The 17650-nt window shown below is 46.1% G+C and carries 22 protein-coding genes; 16 read left to right on the top strand and 6 right to left on the bottom strand.

The window, feature by feature from the left end; genetic code table 11:
* The first annotated feature begins 6 nt into the window (after window positions 1-6).
* The 11 genes from rplR to rplQ all read left to right on the top strand — a co-directional run bounded on the left by rplR (window position 7) and on the right by rplQ (window position 5995).
* Window positions 7-360 carry a 50S ribosomal protein L18 gene (rplR, locus tag OH463_RS07730; protein WP_005435088.1) on the top strand — a complete coding sequence of 118 codons (354 nt, stop codon included), beginning with the start codon at window positions 7-9 and terminating at the stop codon, window positions 358-360.
* A 14-nt stretch (window positions 361-374) separates the two neighbouring features.
* Window positions 375-878 (top strand): 30S ribosomal protein S5, encoded by a 504-nt coding sequence (gene rpsE, locus OH463_RS07725; protein WP_005435090.1) that lies wholly within the window; start codon window positions 375-377, stop codon window positions 876-878.
* A 7-nt stretch (window positions 879-885) separates the two neighbouring features.
* On the top strand, window positions 886-1062 hold the full coding sequence (gene rpmD, locus OH463_RS07720) for a 50S ribosomal protein L30 (protein ID WP_005450564.1): 177 nt from the start codon (window positions 886-888) through the stop codon (window positions 1060-1062).
* 5 nt (window positions 1063-1067) lie between these two features.
* A complete protein-coding gene (rplO, locus tag OH463_RS07715) occupies window positions 1068-1502 on the top strand; it encodes a 50S ribosomal protein L15 (protein WP_005450562.1) in 435 nt (144 codons plus the stop codon).
* 20 nt (window positions 1503-1522) lie between these two features.
* Window positions 1523-2857 carry a preprotein translocase subunit SecY gene (gene secY / locus OH463_RS07710; protein WP_005435093.1) on the top strand — a complete coding sequence of 445 codons (1335 nt, stop codon included), beginning with the start codon at window positions 1523-1525 and terminating at the stop codon, window positions 2855-2857.
* 38 nt (window positions 2858-2895) lie between these two features.
* Window positions 2896-3009 (top strand): 50S ribosomal protein L36, encoded by a 114-nt coding sequence (rpmJ, locus tag OH463_RS07705; protein WP_000868186.1) that lies wholly within the window; start codon window positions 2896-2898, stop codon window positions 3007-3009.
* Between the two features lie 149 nt (window positions 3010-3158).
* Window positions 3159-3515 carry a 30S ribosomal protein S13 gene (gene rpsM, locus OH463_RS07700; RefSeq protein ID WP_005450559.1) on the top strand — a complete coding sequence of 119 codons (357 nt, stop codon included), beginning with the start codon at window positions 3159-3161 and terminating at the stop codon, window positions 3513-3515.
* Window positions 3516-3533: 18 nt separating this feature from the next.
* Window positions 3534-3923 (top strand): 30S ribosomal protein S11, encoded by a 390-nt coding sequence (gene rpsK, locus OH463_RS07695; protein WP_001118870.1) that lies wholly within the window; start codon window positions 3534-3536, stop codon window positions 3921-3923.
* 27 nt (window positions 3924-3950) lie between these two features.
* Complete coding sequence (gene rpsD, locus OH463_RS07690; RefSeq protein ID WP_005383146.1) at window positions 3951-4571, top strand: 30S ribosomal protein S4; 621 nt, start codon at window positions 3951-3953, stop codon at window positions 4569-4571.
* 24 nt (window positions 4572-4595) lie between these two features.
* Window positions 4596-5588 (top strand): DNA-directed RNA polymerase subunit alpha, encoded by a 993-nt coding sequence (locus tag OH463_RS07685; RefSeq protein WP_005383143.1) that lies wholly within the window; start codon window positions 4596-4598, stop codon window positions 5586-5588.
* 26 nt (window positions 5589-5614) lie between these two features.
* Window positions 5615-5995 carry a 50S ribosomal protein L17 gene (gene rplQ, locus OH463_RS07680; protein ID WP_005383141.1) on the top strand — a complete coding sequence of 127 codons (381 nt, stop codon included), beginning with the start codon at window positions 5615-5617 and terminating at the stop codon, window positions 5993-5995.
* A 156-nt stretch (window positions 5996-6151) separates the two neighbouring features.
* Here rplQ and OH463_RS07675 read toward each other — a convergent pair whose 3' ends face one another.
* Together OH463_RS07675 and OH463_RS07670 are read right to left on the bottom strand one after the other, a co-directional pair.
* Entirely contained in the window at window positions 6152-6631 is a 480-nt protein-coding gene (locus OH463_RS07675) for a DUF2780 domain-containing protein (RefSeq protein ID WP_269990952.1), read from the bottom strand.
* 151 nt (window positions 6632-6782) lie between these two features.
* A complete protein-coding gene (locus tag OH463_RS07670) occupies window positions 6783-7403 on the bottom strand; it encodes an FKBP-type peptidyl-prolyl cis-trans isomerase (protein ID WP_005450553.1) in 621 nt (206 codons plus the stop codon).
* A 231-nt stretch (window positions 7404-7634) separates the two neighbouring features.
* On the opposite strand from OH463_RS07670, the gene OH463_RS07665 reads away from it, so the two are divergent.
* Window positions 7635-8231, top strand: coding sequence for a LysM-like peptidoglycan-binding domain-containing protein (locus OH463_RS07665; RefSeq protein ID WP_005450551.1), 597 nt, complete (start codon window positions 7635-7637; stop codon window positions 8229-8231).
* A 76-nt stretch (window positions 8232-8307) separates the two neighbouring features.
* On the opposite strand, the gene OH463_RS07660 is transcribed toward OH463_RS07665, so the two are convergent.
* Window positions 8308-9168, bottom strand: coding sequence for a DMT family transporter (locus OH463_RS07660; RefSeq protein WP_269990951.1), 861 nt, complete (start codon window positions 9166-9168; stop codon window positions 8308-8310).
* Entirely contained in the window at window positions 9169-9621 is a 453-nt protein-coding gene (locus OH463_RS07655) for a GNAT family N-acetyltransferase (protein WP_269990950.1), read from the bottom strand. It lies immediately after the preceding gene.
* 146 nt (window positions 9622-9767) lie between these two features.
* On the opposite strand from OH463_RS07655, the gene dbpA reads away from it, so the two are divergent.
* On the top strand, window positions 9768-11147 hold the full coding sequence (gene dbpA / locus OH463_RS07650) for an ATP-dependent RNA helicase DbpA (RefSeq protein ID WP_005430562.1): 1380 nt from the start codon (window positions 9768-9770) through the stop codon (window positions 11145-11147).
* A gap of 67 nt (window positions 11148-11214) precedes the next feature.
* Here dbpA and OH463_RS07645 read toward each other — a convergent pair whose 3' ends face one another.
* Window positions 11215-11787 (bottom strand): Crp/Fnr family transcriptional regulator, encoded by a 573-nt coding sequence (locus OH463_RS07645; protein ID WP_005450545.1) that lies wholly within the window; start codon window positions 11785-11787, stop codon window positions 11215-11217.
* Between the two features lie 147 nt (window positions 11788-11934).
* Window positions 11935-13896 carry a 2',3'-cyclic-nucleotide 2'-phosphodiesterase gene (gene cpdB / locus OH463_RS07640; RefSeq protein WP_269990949.1) on the bottom strand — a complete coding sequence of 654 codons (1962 nt, stop codon included), beginning with the start codon at window positions 13894-13896 and terminating at the stop codon, window positions 11935-11937.
* Between the two features lie 275 nt (window positions 13897-14171).
* Between cpdB and cobA the strand changes: the two genes are divergently transcribed.
* The 3 genes from cobA to cysN are packed head-to-tail and all read left to right on the top strand — an operon-like array spanning window position 14172 to window position 17463.
* Entirely contained in the window at window positions 14172-15047 is an 876-nt protein-coding gene (cobA, locus tag OH463_RS07635; protein ID WP_050935616.1) for a uroporphyrinogen-III C-methyltransferase, read from the top strand.
* Between the two features lie 58 nt (window positions 15048-15105).
* Window positions 15106-16014 carry a sulfate adenylyltransferase subunit CysD gene (cysD, locus tag OH463_RS07630; protein ID WP_005450539.1) on the top strand — a complete coding sequence of 303 codons (909 nt, stop codon included), beginning with the start codon at window positions 15106-15108 and terminating at the stop codon, window positions 16012-16014.
* An 18-nt stretch (window positions 16015-16032) separates the two neighbouring features.
* Window positions 16033-17463: a sulfate adenylyltransferase subunit CysN gene (gene cysN / locus OH463_RS07625; RefSeq protein WP_269990948.1), complete on the top strand. Its 1431-nt coding sequence runs from the start codon at window positions 16033-16035 to the stop codon at window positions 17461-17463.
* The last annotated feature ends 187 nt before the right edge of the window (window positions 17464-17650 follow it).

The following is a 17650-nucleotide window of genomic DNA, read 5'->3' as shown; positions in this document are numbered from 1 at the left end:
AACACTATGGATAAGAAAGCATCTCGCATCCGTCGTGCTACACGTGCACGTCGTAAGATTGCAGAACTGGGTGCGACTCGCCTAGTTGTACACCGTACTCCTCGTCACGTGTACGCACAGGTTATCGCGGCTAATGGCTCTGAGGTTATCGCAGCAGCTTCTACTGTAGAAAAAGCGATCCGTGAGCAAGTGAAATACACTGGTAACGTTGATGCAGCTAAAGCAGTAGGTAAAGCTGTTGCTGAGCGCGCTCTTGAAAAAGGCGTAACTGCAGTTGCATTTGATCGTTCTGGTTTCCAATACCACGGTCGAGTAGCGGCGCTAGCAGAATCTGCTCGCGAAGCTGGTCTGAAATTCTAAGGTAGGGTTGGAAGATGGCTAAAGAACAACAAGTTCAAGCGAATGATTTGCAAGAAAAGCTAATCGCAGTTAACCGTGTTTCTAAAACGGTTAAAGGCGGTCGAATCATGAGCTTCACTGCACTAACAGTAGTTGGTGACGGTAACGGTCGTGTAGGTTTCGGTTACGGCAAAGCTCGTGAAGTACCTGCAGCGATTCAAAAAGCAATGGAAAAAGCGCGTCGTAACATGACTACTATCGCGCTAAACGAAGGCACTCTTCACCACCCAGTGAAAGGTCGCCATTCGGGCTCTAAAGTTTACATGCAGCCTGCTGCAGAAGGTACTGGTGTTATCGCAGGTGGTGCGATGCGTGCAGTACTAGAAGTTGCTGGCGTACACAACGTACTATCTAAAGCATACGGTTCTACGAACCCTATCAACATCGTTCGTGCAACGATCGATGCACTAGGTAGCATGAAGTCGCCAGAAATGGTTGCTGCTAAACGTGGTCTAACTGTTGAAGCTATTTCGGAGTAAGAACACCATGGCAACTATTAAAGTAACTCAAACTAAAAGCTCAATTGGCCGCCTACCAAAGCACAAAGCTACTTTGCGTGGTCTAGGTCTTCGTAAAATCAACCATACAGTAGAACTTGAAGATACTCCGTGTGTACGCGGTATGATCAACAAGGTTTTCTACATGGTTAAAGTTGAGGAGTAATCAGAATGCGTTTGAATACTCTTGCACCGGCTGCTGGCTCTAAGCACGCTCCCAAGCGTGTAGGTCGTGGTATCGGTTCTGGCCTAGGTAAAACTGGTGGCCGTGGTCACAAAGGTCAAAAATCACGTTCTGGCGGTAAAGTTCGTCCAGGTTTCGAAGGCGGTCAAATGCCTCTGAAACAACGTCTACCAAAATTCGGTTTCACTTCTCGTAAGAGCCTAGTGTCTGCTGAAGTTCGTCTAGCTGAGCTAGCGAAAGTTTCTGGTGACGTGGTTGATCTAAACAGCCTTAAAGCTGCTAACATCATCACTAAGAACATCGAATTTGTAAAAGTTGTTCTTTCTGGTGAGATTAACAAAGCAGTGACTGTTAAAGGTCTACGTGTGACTAAAGGCGCTAAAGCTGCAATCGAAGCTGCAGGCGGTAAAATCGAGGAATAATCTCGAGGAACGAGGTACAGATGGCTAAGAAACCAGGACAAGATTTTCGTAGTGCTCAGAGCGGCTTAAGTGAACTAAAGTCGCGCTTGTTATTCGTAATTGGTGCACTTTTAGTATTCCGAGCCGGCTCTTTTGTGCCGATTCCTGGTATTGACGCTGCTGTACTTGCCGATTTGTTCGAACAGCAAAAAGGTACCATCGTTGAAATGTTTAACATGTTCTCCGGTGGTGCTCTTGAGCGTGCATCTATATTAGCGTTGGGCATCATGCCGTATATTTCGGCTTCTATTGTTGTCCAATTGCTAACTGTAGTTCATCCAGCGTTAGCGGAACTCAAAAAAGAGGGTGAAGCAGGCCGTCGTAAGATCAGCCAATATACACGCTACGGCACGCTTGTACTTGCAACATTCCAAGCTATTGGTATTGCAACAGGCTTACCAAACATGGTCGATAATCTGGTTGTTATGAACCAAACCATGTTTACGCTAATTGCTACCGTAAGTTTAGTAACTGGTACCATGTTCCTAATGTGGTTAGGTGAACAAATTACAGAGCGAGGAATCGGTAATGGTATTTCCATTCTGATTTTTGCAGGTATTGTTGCTGGATTGCCTTCTGCAATCGGTCAAACAATCGAGCAAGCGCGTCAAGGTGAATTGCATGTACTTCTTCTGTTGCTAATCGCGGTATTAGCTTTTGCAGTAATTTACTTCGTTGTTTTCATGGAACGTGGTCAACGCCGAATCGTCGTTAACTACGCTAAGCGTCAACAAGGTCGTAAAGTATTTGCTGCGCAAAGCTCGCACTTGCCACTTAAAATTAATATGGCGGGTGTTATTCCAGCGATTTTTGCATCAAGTATTATCCTGTTCCCAGGAACACTGGCTCAGTGGTTTGGTCAGAACGGTGAGAGCAGCGCGTTCGGTTGGTTAACTGACGTGTCTTTGGCTCTTAGCCCAGGTCAACCGCTGTATGTAATGCTTTATGCAGCAGCGATTATTTTCTTCTGTTTCTTCTACACGGCGTTGGTATTCAACCCGCGTGAAACAGCAGATAACTTGAAGAAGTCCGGTGCATTCGTACCCGGTATCCGCCCAGGTGAGCAGACAGCTAAGTACATTGATAAAGTGATGACACGTTTAACCCTAGCGGGTGCACTGTACATTACCTTTATCTGTCTGATTCCCGAGTTCATGATGGTCGCGTGGAACGTACGTTTCTACTTCGGCGGTACATCACTACTTATCGTAGTAGTTGTTATCATGGACTTTATGGCACAGGTACAGACTCATCTGATGTCTCAACAGTATGATTCTGTGTTGAAGAAAGCGAATCTGAAAGGCTACGGTCGTTAATTCGACGGTAGACTCAGTTTCAATTACGGAGTTTAGCAATGAAAGTTCGTGCTTCCGTTAAAAAAATCTGCCGTAACTGTAAAGTAATCAAGCGCAACGGTGTTGTTCGCGTGATTTGCAGTGAGCCAAAGCACAAACAGCGCCAAGGCTAATTAGCAGAAATTTTTACTTGAAAATGAAGGTTAGGTCGAGTATATTCCTCGGCCTACCTTTTGCGTGCAAAAGAAGTAGTACTCCGCAGCGTATCCATAACGGGCTTTGCTGCGGCTAATTCTTTTATAGAAACACTTAGGAGTGAATAATGGCCCGTATAGCAGGCATTAACATTCCTGATCAGAAACACGCTGTAATCGCTCTAACGGCGATCTACGGCATCGGTAAAACTCGCTCTCAAGCTATCCTAGCTGAAGTGGGTATTGCTGAAGATGTTAAGATCAGTGAACTAACTGAAGAGCAGATCGATCAACTGCGTGATGGTGTAGCTAAGTACACTGTAGAAGGTGATCTACGTCGTGAAGTATCTATGAACATCAAGCGTCTTATGGACCTTGGCTGTTACCGTGGTCTTCGTCATCGTCGCAGTCTACCACTACGTGGACAGCGTACTAAAACCAACGCTCGCACCCGTAAGGGTCCGCGTAAGCCGATCAAGAAATAATCGGGAAGGTAGAGTACAATGGCTAAACAACCAACTCGCGCTCGTAAGCGCGTACGCAAGCAAGTTGCAGATGGCGTTGCGCACATCCATGCTTCTTTCAATAACACAATCGTAACCATTACTGACCGTCAAGGTAACGCTCTAGCTTGGGCTACTGCAGGTGGTTCTGGTTTCCGTGGTTCTCGTAAGTCTACTCCGTTCGCTGCACAGGTTGCTGCTGAGCGTTGTGCTGAAATGGCTAAAGAATACGGTCTAAAGAACTTGGAAGTTATGGTTAAGGGTCCTGGTCCAGGTCGTGAATCTACTGTTCGCGCTCTGAACGCTGCTGGTTTCCGCATCACAAACATCGTTGATGCTACACCAATCCCTCATAACGGTTGTCGTCCACCTAAGAAACGTCGCGTATAACGTTTTTTAGATTACTGGAGAAAGATCATGGCAAGATATTTGGGTCCTAAGCTGAAGCTTAGCCGTCGTGAAGGCACTGACTTATTCCTTAAGTCTGGTGTTCGCGCGATCGATACCAAGTGTAAAATTGATAACGCACCAGGTGTACACGGCGCTCGTCGCGGTCGTCTATCTGAGTATGGCGTTCAGCTTCGTGAGAAGCAAAAAGTTCGTCGTATGTACGGCGTTCTAGAAAAACAATTCCGTAACTACTACAAAGAAGCTGCGCGTCTTAAAGGCAACACAGGTGAAAACCTACTTCAGCTTCTTGAAGGTCGTCTTGATAACGTAGTTTACCGCATGGGCTTTGGCGCAACTCGCGCAGAAGCACGTCAGCTAGTTAGCCACAAAGCTATCCTAGTTAACGGTAAAGTTGTAAACGTTCCTTCTTTCAAAGTAGCGGCTAATGACGTTGTTTCTATCCGCGAGAAAGCTAAACAGCAAGCTCGTATCAAAGCAGCTCTAGAAGTTGCTGAACAACGTGAAAAACCAACTTGGATTGAAGTAGATGGTGGCAAGATGGAAGGTACATTCAAGCGTATGCCTGAGCGTTCTGATCTATCAGCTGACATCAACGAACAATTGATCGTCGAGCTTTACTCTAAGTAAGGTTTAAACTAAAGAGAGGACACAATGCAGGGTTCTGTAACAGAATTTCTTAAGCCACGTCTAGTTGACATCGAACAAATCAGCTCGACTCACGCAAAAGTAACTCTTGAGCCATTAGAGCGTGGCTTTGGTCATACTCTAGGTAATGCACTTCGCCGCATTCTTCTATCTTCTATGCCTGGTTGTGCAGTGACAGAAGTAGAAATCGAAGGCGTACTTCATGAGTACAGCACTAAAGAAGGCGTACAAGAAGATATTCTTGAAATCCTTCTAAACCTTAAAGGTTTGGCAGTGCGCGTAGCTGAAGGCAAAGATGAAGTGTTCATTACTTTGAACAAATCAGGCTCGGGCCCTGTGGTTGCAGGTGACATCACCCATGACGGTGATGTAGAGATCGCTAACCCTGAACACGTTATTTGTCACCTAACGGATGACAACGCTGAGATCGCAATGCGTATCAAAGTTGAACGTGGTCGTGGTTATGTTCCAGCTTCTGCGCGTATCCATAACGAAGAAGACGAGCGTCCAATCGGTCGCCTACTAGTAGATGCTACTTACAGCCCAGTAGACAAAATTGCCTACGCTGTAGAAGCAGCTCGTGTAGAACAGCGCACTGATCTAGACAAGCTTGTTATCGATATGGAAACAAACGGTACTCTAGAACCTGAGGAAGCAATCCGTCGTGCAGCTACTATCCTAGCTGAACAATTGGATGCGTTCGTAGATCTTCGTGATGTACGTGTACCTGAGGAGAAGGAAGAGAAGCCAGAATTCGATCCGATCCTACTGCGTCCTGTAGACGATCTTGAACTAACAGTTCGCTCTGCTAACTGTCTGAAAGCAGAAGCGATTCACTACATCGGTGATCTAGTACAACGTACTGAGGTTGAGCTACTTAAAACGCCTAACCTTGGTAAAAAATCTCTTACTGAGATTAAAGACGTACTTGCGTCACGTGGTCTGTCTCTGGGCATGCGCCTAGAAAACTGGCCACCTGCATCAATCGCTGAAGATTAATCGATACTAGTTAGAAGGATTAGGTCATGCGCCATCGTAAGAGTGGTCGTCAACTCAACCGCAACAGCTCACATCGTAAAGCGATGTTCAGCAACATGGCTAGCTCTCTAGTACGTCATGAAGTTATCAAGACTACTTTGCCAAAAGCAAAAGAGCTACGTCGCGTAGTTGAGCCTTTGATTACACTAGCTAAGACTGACAGTGTTGCTAACCGTCGTCTAGCATTTGCACGTACTCGTGACAACGAAGTAGTTGCAAAACTGTTTAACGAACTAGGTCCACGTTTTGCTGCTCGTCAGGGCGGTTACACTCGTATCCTAAAAGCTGGCTTCCGTGCTGGTGATAAAGCTCCAATGGCTTACATTGAGCTTGTAGATCGCCCAGCTGCTGAAGAAGCTGCTGAGTAATCTCAGTTCGTAAGAACAAAAAAAGCCGAGCATTAGCTCGGCTTTTTTGTATCTGTCGTATTTGAAAGCGAAACAAATTGAGTTTTCCGTCTCCCCTCTCAAACTAATCTTTGATAATTGAATCTTTAGTCTTAATTTATGTTTAGGCGAAACTTCTTAGCTGCCTGAACCCCACAATCCACTTAGTGACTTGAGTAAGCCCTCGCTTGCCCCTTGGTCGCCCAAATAGCCCAGTATCACCGGCGCAAATTGACTGATCATTGAAGGGTCTAACCCCAATTTGTCAAAAGTGCTCTGTACCGCGCTTAAACTTTCGATATTACCTAGCAAGCTTTGTGCGCTATCCAAACTCGACATCCCTGGGATCAGAGATTTTAGTTCACTGCTATTTTGATCTGACAGTTGGCTTTGTGCCAAAGCTAATAATGCACTTGTGCCGCCAGCGGCTTGTTCAGTCGAAACTGGTAATTGGCTCGTTAGTAAATCTGTGATTGGAGAGGACTCCGCATTCATACCTTGGCTAACCATGTCCATTAAACCTTCTTGGTTATCTTTGTCGGTCACGGCATCAAGAAAAGCGTGAGCTGTACCAATATTCATTGACAGCAGAGCTAAGGTGAGGAGTGTTTTACGCATAATACCTCCATGTGGCTTGCGATTATTATTGTTTGTTTACTTCTTGAGATTACTGAGACGTAAGGTTATTGAGCTCAAGTCTGTTTATTCTAGACAAAAAAAGCGGCGCTAGTGTGCGCCGCTTCGAATTTGCTATTGAGAATGGTCTCAATTATAGGATGTCTAGTAGTTCTACTTCGAATACTAGAGCAGCAAATGGAGGGATTGCAGCACCTGCGCCACGCTCACCGTATGCTAGGTCTTGTGGGATGTATAGTTTCCACTTAGAGCCAACAGGCATTAGTTGAAGTGCTTCAACCCAGCCTTTGATTACGCCAGTTACTGGGAACTCAGCAGGTTGACCGCGAGATACAGAGCTGTCGAATACAGTGCCGTCAGTTAGCTCACCGTGGTAGTGAACACGTACTTGAGACGCCGCTGTTGGGATTTCACCAGTGCCTTCAGTGATGATTTCGTACTGAAGACCAGACTCAAGAACGTTTACTTCTGGACGTAGAGCGTTATCTTTTAGGAACGCTTCGCCGTCAGCTGCTGCTGCTTTAGCTGCTTCTTGACGAGCTGCTTCTGCACGAGTGTGTAGCTCTTGAAGCGCGTTGTTAATCTCATCGATTTCGATAGATGGCATGTCACCAGTTAGTGCAGTTGCAATACCAGCAGCGATAGCGTCAACGCTAAGACCTTCTAGACCAGAACCAGCTAGTTGCTGACCCATTTGCAGACCAATACCGTAGCTAGCTTTCTGTTCTGCAGTTTCAAATTTAATTTCAGACATGAATGTCGCTCTTGTTAGGAGTGATAAAGGCACAGGATATCAGGTTCGAGCCTCGGTTTAAATGATTGAGCTCGAATGTCGCATTCTGGAGCAGAGGGTGTGACTTATCTCTTACTCCAAGTGAAATTTCTGCTAATTTACGCCAAATTACATTTTACTTTGGCGAAAAACATATACTCTCCGCGCTGGTATTTTTATACTGAGATTAGAAGCATTAAGGGACTCATCAGAATGAATCGTCGCAGAAAGAAAAAGCAGCAAGTCGACCACGTCGAATTGATGAAACAAAAGTTCGCTGCTATCGATTGGAAGCAGCCGTTTAGCAAAGAGAAGTGGCAGGAGAGGATCGAGCCTGTCACTCAGTTTTGGCACCGTCTTCCAAAACTACATCAACGTGCACTAATGGTATTGGTGCCTGTGGTGTTGGTGCTTCTGATCATTCCAGTGCCAAAAGATACTGAAGCACTTATCGATGATACTCAAGTTGAGAATCAACGTGTTGCCATTCAATTGAATGCACAAAGCTTGAGTGAGCAGCGTTCTGCACAAAACTCAGAACCAAAGTCTGAGCAATGGAAAGAGTACACGGTAAAGAACGGCGATACACTGGCCCAAGTATTCCGCAGTAATCAACTGCCAATGGCGGACTTAAACGCCCTAGTTAAAATTGAAGGTAGCGACAAGCCTTTAAGTCGAATCAAGCAAGGTCAATTGGTGCGCTTCAAGCTCGCTGACGATGGCAAATTAGATATGCTTCAACTTGAGAAAAGTGGTGAGTCGGTGATGTTCTTCCGTTTATCTGACGGGACATTCGGACGTAATAAATAACGTTCACTAGCAAGCATTATAAAGGCGCGATGATTCGCGTCTTTTTTATGTCTGTCAGCTTACTTGCTGCTGGAGCTCAATCTTGTGCCTGTTGATTGGCATGTTGTCTTCTCTTATTCCATGGTAATAGCGGTAATACGATCATCAGGATCCCTATTGCAGTCAGCCAATCTGGAATCTCGTCAAACCACCATATCCCAAAGAGTGTTACGAATACTAAGCCAGAGTATTCTGCTAAAGCAATTTCTCCGGCTGGAGCTTTTTGATATGCCATTACTGCCAAGCCGTTATAGCTTAAGATGCACACTGCACTTGCGATAACTAGTGTCAGTTCTTGCCAACTAATCGGCTGCCAATAAAACCAAGCCATTATCGCCGATATAGGCAACGAGAACAGCGTGGTCCACCAAAGTGTGGTGACCACAGACTGTTCACTGGGTAGCTTTCTTACCAATATATTAAACATCGCCAATGTGGTCGCCGTGCCGAGTGCAAACAATGCAGCCCAATGAAAATGATCCGGTCTGAGTACCACTAAGACACCAAGGAACCCGAAGCAAGTGAGCAAGATTTTACTTAGTGGAGGATGCTCTTTGAGGAACAATATCGACAGCGGCAACATTAAAATCGGCGCTGCGTAAAAAACCGCGTTTGCAGTTGCCAGAGGGAGGTGAGTCACCGCAACCATCATACATCCGCTACCAATTAATATTAGATGCGCTCGCAACAAGGTAATGGGTGCTTGTTTTAGGCTACGTTTATCCGGTTGTTGTCTGAGATAGAAAGGTAGGATGAGCAGCAGTGAAGCCAACTGGCGCACAAACATATATTGGAACGGGCTAATGCCGCCTTCAATCAGTTTAACGGCGACATCGGAGAGTGACGCCGCCAAGTTGCCGATAACCAGTAATAGTAACGCCAGATGATGGGGTGACATTTAGCTTATTCGGCGCATATCCACATGAGGGATACCATCCTCAAGGTAGCTTTCGGAAATAACTTCAAAACCATGACTCGCATAGAAAGCCATCAGGTGTTCCTGTGCGCCGATATCTATCGTTTTACCTGCCCAAAGCTGTTGGCAATGTTGCAGGGCTTGCTCAAGCAGTTCATGTCCAAGACCACCACCACGAGCGCTTTGCTTGGTTACTACACGACCAATACTGACATTGTCGTAGGTGGTACCTGCAGGCAATAGGCGAGCACAGGCAACCAGTTCATCTCCTTTGTAACCTAATAGGTGAAAAACGCCTTCCAGTGTATCTTTTCCATCTAGCTCTGGATAAGGACAGGTTTGCTCCACCACAAAGACATCAACGCGCAAGCGCAGCATCTCGTAGAGTTGTGTCGTCGTCAGTTGAGAGAAAGGTAGGGCAGTCCAGTTGATCATTTTCAATATCCATTAATGAGCGAATGCAGCTGACTTTACGTCGTTTTCTGCTATTACTCATTAACAATGGTTAATTTTCACTGGTCTTCGTGACAAATCTGGCGATAATGTGCCCTCTTTTTCATCCCACCTGAGGATATTTCCCTGTGAGCAAACAAACTTTTGACCAAGTAGGGCTTAATCCAGCGCTACTAGAGACGCTTGAATCATTGAACTACACCCATATGACGCCAATTCAAGCGTTGAGCTTACCTGCGATTTTGAATCAGCGTGATGTGATTGGTCAGGGCAAAACTGGCTCAGGTAAAACCGCGGCATTTGGTCTGGGCGTATTGTCCAACCTAAACGTGAAGCGCTTCCGTGTACAATCTTTGGTGTTGTGCCCAACGCGTGAACTGGCTGATCAGGTGGCGAAAGAGATCCGTACGTTAGGTCGTGGTATTCACAACATTAAAGTACTGACACTGTGTGGTGGTATGCCAATGGGACCGCAAATCGGTTCATTAGAGCATGGCGCGCATATTCTGGTAGGTACGCCAGGTCGTATCCTTGATCACCTAGAGAAAGGTCGCATTAACCTAGAAGAGCTAAACACGCTGGTTCTAGATGAAGCAGACCGCATGCTGGAAATGGGCTTCCAAGACGCACTCGATGCGATCATTGATGCAGCACCGAAGCAACGTCAAACACTGCTATTCAGTGCGACTTTCCCAGAGAAGATCGAACAGATTGCTCAACGTATTATGCAATCACCAGAGATGATCAAAGTAGAATCGACACATGATACGTCGAGCATCGCGCAATACTTTTACAACGTTGAAGGTTCAGAAGCACGCGATGAAGCTCTGGCAAACCTACTACTGACGCACCAGCCAGAGTCAGCAGTAGTGTTCTGTAATACCAAGAAAGAAGTACAGAATGTGGCAGATGAACTGCATCACAAAGGCTTCAGTGTGGTGGACCTTCATGGCGATCTAGAACAACGTGAACGCGACCAAGCTCTGGTACAGTTTGCTAACAAGAGTGTGTCTATCCTTGTTGCAACAGACGTGGCGGCGCGTGGTTTAGACGTCGACAACCTTGATGCAGTATTTAACTTCGAACTGTCTCGTGACCCTGAAGTACACGTTCACCGTATTGGTCGTACTGGTCGTGCGGGCAGCAAAGGTCTGGCGTTCAGCTTCTTTGGTGAGAAAGATGGTCTACGTGTAGCTCGTATTGAAGAGTACCTAGATATGGATGTGGTACCAGCAACACTGCCAGCGAAATCAACTCAGCAGCCATACCAAGCGAAGATGGTGACGATTAATATCGATGGCGGTAAGAAACAGAAAGTACGTGCGGGTGACATCCTTGGCTGTTTGACTGGTAAAAATGGTATCACGGGTGCACAAGTGGGTAAGATCCAGTTAATGGCGATGCGCTCTTACGTTGCGGTAGAGAAATCTGTGGCGAAGAAAGCACTGCAAACTATCAGTAACGGTAAGATGAAAGGTCGTCAATTCCGTGCTCGTATTCTGAAGTAAGCAGAACCTCATTTAATGCAAAGGCGCTCGACATTGAGCGCCTTTGTTTTTTCCAGCCTATCTGACCTTATTCATTGCCTTTCTTTAAGCGCGACTTAATTCGGCTAAGACTGATCGCGGTAATCCCCAAGTAAGCGGCAATCTGGCTATCGGTAATGCGCTGTTCTAAGTCTGGATAGTGTTGACAAAACAGTTGGTAACGTTCTTCTGGTGAGTAAAGCAACATAAAACGTTCTTTGTTTTCTTTATGCATCAGTTGCGCTTCGAGCAGCTTTAAGTAGATAGGATGCTTTTCTTCACGCCACTGATGTAGCACTTCAACCGGTAAGCAAAACAGATGACAAGGTGTCAGCGTTTCCAATAAATACGGCGAAGGCTGATTTTTGATAAGCCCTTCAAAGCCAATCACCCAATCTTTTTCCCAGTAGAACTCTTTACTGAATTCCTTCCCTTTGTCGGTCAGATAACTGGCGTGACACAATCCCTCTAATACAAAGTAGATGTGCGAGCTGAATTCACCTTGGTGATTGAGAATATGGCGTGTTGGCAGTTCAAGCTGTTGCCCATGTTCAATAAGCTGATTTGCCTCATTTTTGAGGAAACCATGATTGATTAAGTCTGAAAAAAGATCGCTGTGCATGTGATAACTCAGAAACGGTTTTTCTCATTCTAACGGTTTTTACTGATAACAAAAAAGCGGCTCATGAGAGCCGCTTGAAATCATTGTCAAGTATACCCAAGTCATTCTCGCTGAACCTAGCATCTCGAGGTTACTTGGGCATACCCCTTATTTATTCAGGTCGATTTGGTAAATCGCGAAACCAACTTCGTCAGTTGCGACACGTTTCATCGGGTATTGCCCTTTCTCTTTGATGAACTGGGCAGCTTTATCACTTGGTGAGGTTTCAAAGCGAACATCAAGTTTGTTATCCGATTTGATTGACGCGAAAGACCAGTTGTTATCTGCACTTGGTGTTACTTCACCTTGCTCTTTACTGATGCGAGAGATGTAAGCAGCAACTACTGAGCGGTTCTCATCTGGAGAATCAAATGCGATGAAATCCGGACCAGTGCCTGGGAAAGTCGCGCTGTAAGCACGGTAGTTGTTGGTTGCAATGATGAAGTCTTGCTTCGGATCCACCGGTTTTCCGTTATAAGTCAGGTTCACGATACGTTGTGAGTCTGGGTTGATCACGTTACAACTTGCGTCGTACTTCGGTGGTTGAGTGACATCGATTTGGTAGTTCACACCATCAATCACGTCGAAGTTATAAGTGCGGAAGTTATCCCAATTCAACAAAGACTGAGGTTTGGTGCTGTTGACATCAATCTGGTTGAACTGACCCGCGCTACACTCTAGCCATTCGTGAACTTCTTTGCCTTTAACCTTCATTGCTACCAGCGTATTCGGGTATAAGTAAAGATCCGCGGCATTACGGAAAGTCAGCTGGCCGGACTCTACTTCCGTGAAGCCATTTGGATCGTCTTTACGTCCGCCCACTTTAAATGGTGCAGCTGCGCTTAGTACTGGAATGTCTGCAAGATCTGGGTCGCCTTGGATAAAGCGTTCCACGTAATCTTTTTGAGCAAGGTTTACGATTTGAATCGTTGGATCATCTTGTACAAGCGCTAGGAAGCTGTACATCACATCATTTGCTTTACCGATTGGCTGATTGACGAATTCACGTGTGCCTTTGTGGTCATCAACAAGTGCATCCACGATGCCTTTATCGGCTTCCGCCAACGACTTTTTGTTGGCTTTGTCGAAGATAGGGCGAGCTTCAGATTGACCCTCAACAACTTGCCATTTGCCGTCTTTTTCTTTCAACATCAAGTCCATTACGCCAACGTGGCTACCCCAGCGACCTGGCATGACTGCGGTTACGCCATTAATTGTGCCTTTTGCGTTGTCGACACCTTGCAGCTTGGCAAAGTCTTTACCTGGGAACACGGCGTGAGAGTGACCAAATGCAATCGCATCAATGCCTTCAACTTCTGTGAGATAGTAAACCGAGTTTTCAGCGCCGAGCTTGTATGGGTCAGTCGAAATGCCCGAGTGTGGAATCGCCACAATTACGTCAGCACCTTCTTTCTTCATCTGAGGAACCAGCTTTTTCGCAGTCTCAGTGATGTCTTCAGCGAAAACTTTACCTTCTAGGTTTTTCTTATCCCACACCATGATTTGCGGTGGTACGAAGCCGATGTAGCCCACTTTGATTTCGTGGCTTTGACCGTCGGTGTCTTTAAACGTGTGCGTTTTAATGAGATAAGGTTTGAAGTAGTGCTCACCTGTCTTCTTGTCGAAAACGTTAGCACTAACATAAGGGAAGTTCGCACCGTCGATAGAGTTTTTCAGGAACTCAAGACCGTAGTTGAATTCATGGTTACCAATGTTACCTACATCGTAATCCAACTGGTTCATCGCTTTGTATACCGGGTGGATTTCGCCAGCGTTAATCCCTTTCGCTGCCATGTAATCGCCCATCGGGCTGCCTTGAATCAAGTCGCCATTGTCGACCAATACACTGTTTACAGCTTCTTCACGAGCTTGCTTAACCAGTGTCGCCGCACGGCTAAGACCGATTTGTTGAGAGGGCTGATCTTTGTAGTAGTCGTAATCCATCACATTGGTGTGAATATCGGTGGTTTCGATAATACGTAGCTTAATAGTGTCCGCCATTGCTGGACCTGCAAGCGTCAACATACCGCTTAAAACTGCGACGGATACGGGATTAACTGCCATTTTCATGAGGTGCTCCAATTAAATGGGATAGAGAGGTCGTACAGCGTAATGTAACAAATATTAGTGCAAGCTCAGGCTAAGATGCAGAAAACTGTGAACATTAGGCAATTAAATGCGGAGGAAAGTGTCAAAGTGATGCCTTTTTCACCATTTTGAATGAGACCTAACAAAAGCTTCTTAGCAGTTTTTTGAATAAAAAATGAAATTTTAGAATTTCCGGTAATATAAACCCACCGCCATAATGCCATCCATAACGATATCAATGGATGATGAGCAAGCACATGGCAGTTAACGATTCAGTAACGAATTTTCCAATCAACAAGCCTCGGCTGGTTTCGAATAACCGAGCTGCCGATCTTCCGCGTTTTAGCAAGCAATCTCTTCAACCAGGTGAAGTTGCCCTTGTTGGTGCCGGTCCCGGCGACCCTGAGCTGTTAACACTGAAAGCACTTAACTGCCTACAACAGGCTGACGTCGTGCTTTACGACTACCTAGTGTCTGACGAGATCATGACGCTAATTCCAAGCGAAACCATTTTGGTGTGCGTGGGTAAACGTGCTGGTCACCACAGTGTGCCGCAAGAAAAGACTAACCAATTGCTGGTGGACTTTGCCAAGCAAGGCTACAAAGTGGTGCGCATTAAAGGTGGCGATCCATTTGTGTTTGGTCGCGGTGGTGAAGAATTGGAAGTTTTGGCTGATGCCGGTGTTCGTTTCCAAGTAGTTCCGGGCATTACTGCCGCTGCGGGTGCGACTGCTTATGCAGGGATCCCGCTGACGCATCGTGATTACGCGCAGTCAGCACTGTTTGTTACGGGTCATCTTAAAGAAGAAAGTGACGACATGGACTGGTCGACATTAGCGCGCGGGAATCAGACTTTAGTGATCTACATGGGACTGATGAAATCACACTATATTCAGAATCAGCTCATCAAACATGGTAGGGCAGCCTCAACCCCTATCGCCATCATCGAGCGCGGTACGCAAATCCAGCAAAAAGTTTTCACCGGAGAACTTTCTCAACTATCTGAATTATCTAAAGAAGCTCAAGCTCCGTCTTTGATTGTTGTCGGCGAAGTTGTGCGTCTGTCTCAAAAGTTGGACTGGTTTTTGTCTAGTACTGAATTCAACAAAAGTGCTATTGCCAGCTCCATATAATTTCAGACCAAAGATTAGGGACTAATGAGCCTTCAAGCTTAAAAAGGAAAGACAAAACATGGACCAACAACGTTTAACTCACCTTAAACAACTCGAAGCGGAGAGTATTCATATCATCCGCGAAGTTGCGGCTGAGTTCGATAACCCAGTCATGATGTATTCGATTGGTAAAGATTCATCAGTCATGTTGCATCTTGCGCGTAAAGCCTTCTACCCAGGCAAAATTCCATTCCCACTGCTGCACGTAGATACGGATTGGAAATTCCGCGAGATGATCGAGTTTCGTGATCGTACCGCTGAGAAATACGGCTTTGAGCTTTTGGTTCATAAGAACCCAGAAGGTCTAGCAATGGGTTGTAGCCCATTTGTGCACGGCTCTTCAAAGCATACTGACATCATGAAGACTCAAGGTTTGAAGCAAGCTCTGAACAAGTATGGTTTTGATGCGGCATTCGGTGGTGCACGTCGTGATGAAGAGAAGTCACGTGCAAAAGAGCGCGTGTACTCATTCCGCGATAAGAACCATACCTGGGATCCGAAAAACCAACGTCCGGAGCTTTGGAAAACATACAACGGTCAAGTAAACAAAGGGGAAAGCATTCGTGTGTTCCCACTTTCAAACTGGACTGAGCTGGATATCTGGCAATACATCTACCTAGAAAACATCGAGATTGTGCCTCTGTACCTTGCAGACAAGCGACCGGTTGTTGAGCGTGATGGCATGCTGATCATGGTAGACGATGACCGCATGGAGCTAGAACCAGGTGAAGTGATTGAAGAGAAGAGTGTTCGTTTCCGTACTTTGGGTTGTTACCCACTGACTGGCGCGATTGAGTCTGAAGCAAACACGCTAACAGGCATCATCGAAGAAATGCTGGTGGCAACCTCAAGTGAGCGCCAAGGTCGTGCGATCGACCACGATCAGTCAGGATCGATGGAGCTTAAGAAACGTCAAGGTTACTTCTAAAGGATCTAAGGAAAGATAATGAACAGTGCAGTTGAAGCTCAGTTAGCCGAGCTTGGTATTGAAGGCTATTTAAAACAACACCAGTACAAGTCGTTACTTAGATTCCTGACTTGTGGCTCGGTAGATGACGGTAAAAGTACCCTAATCGGTCGCTTACTCCACGACTCAAAACAAATTTATGAAGATCAGCTAGCTGCGGTTCACTCGGATAGCCAACGCGTAGGCACCACGGGTGAAAAGCCAGATTTGGCATTGCTGGTAGATGGTCTACAAGCAGAACGCGAGCAGGGCATCACCATTGATGTGGCTTACCGTTATTTCTCGACGCAGAAACGTAAGTTCATCATTGCTGATACGCCAGGACATGAGCAGTACACGCGTAACATGGCAACAGGTGCATCGACCTGTGATTTAGCTGTGATTCTGGTTGATGCACGTAAAGGTGTGTTGGACCAAACGCGTCGCCACTCATTCATTTCTAACCTACTGGGTTTGAAACACTTCGTCGTTGCTATCAACAAAATGGACTTGGTGGATTACTCACAAGAACGTTTTGAAGAGATTCGCGATGAGTACCTGCAGTTCTCAGAAAACCTAGCGGGTGAGACGGATATCCAAATCATTCCGTTGTCAGCGCTAGAAGGCGACAACGTAGTAGAGAAAGGACAGAACCTAAGCTGGTTTGAAGGTCCGTCTTTGCTTGAGTTACTTGAGACTGTGGATGTTGACCACGAGAAAGGCGAAGGCGACTTCCGTTTCCCTGTTCAGTATGTAAACCGTCCTAACCTCGACTTCCGCGGCTTTGCTGGCACGATTTCATCGGGCTCTGTGAAAGTAGGTGATGCGATTAAGGCGCTGCCATCAGGCAAAACCTCAACCGTTGCACGTATCGTGACTTTTGATGGCGATGTACAGGAAGCACAAGCCGGTCTGGCTGTGACCTTGACGCTGAATGACGAAATCGACATCAGTCGTGGTGATTTGCTGGTGCTGGAAAATGCGCAAGTGGAATCAACCAACCACTTGTGGGCGGACGTAGTGTGGATGACAGAGCAACCGCTGCAACCAGGTCGTGATTACGACATTAAGATTGCTGGTAAGAAGACGGTTGGTCACGTTGAAGCTATTCGTCACCAGTACGACATCAACAATCTTTCTACTCACGGTGCAGCTGAATTGCCACTCAACGGCATCGGTTTGTGTGAGTGGTCGCTGAACGAATCTGTCGCATTGGATAACTACCAAGATTGTGCCGATACCGGCGGCTTCATCATCATCGATCGTCTGACCAATGTAACGGTTGGTGCAGGTATGGTGAAAGAAAGCCTAGCGGCTGTTGAGCGTGGTCTTGCGGATGTTTCAGCGTTCGAACTTGAACTCAATGCTTTGGTTCGTAAGCATTTCCCGCATTGGGAAGCTAAAGACCTGAGCCAGTTATTGAAGAAGTAATTGGTTCATTTAGCCTGACTGGATTGCGAAACCCGTCAGGCTGATTTCCCCCGAATCCAGAATGCTCCGGAAGCCCAAGAAACCGAGCATTCTGGCGTTCTTTTTCGCTTGCTTTGCTTTTTTGTCTGGTTACTCGTTTGTCACTCCGTGCAGCTAAGTTTGCACGAGTCGTTGTTGTGCCCGTATC

Origin of the sequence: Vibrio sp. NFR (assembly GCF_027587095.1) — a bacterium.
Taxonomy (GTDB): Bacteria; Pseudomonadota; Gammaproteobacteria; order Enterobacterales; family Vibrionaceae; genus Vibrio; species Vibrio harveyi.
The sequence above is the reverse complement of the archived record's forward strand: the minus strand, read 5'-3'. Positions and strand labels throughout refer to the sequence as shown.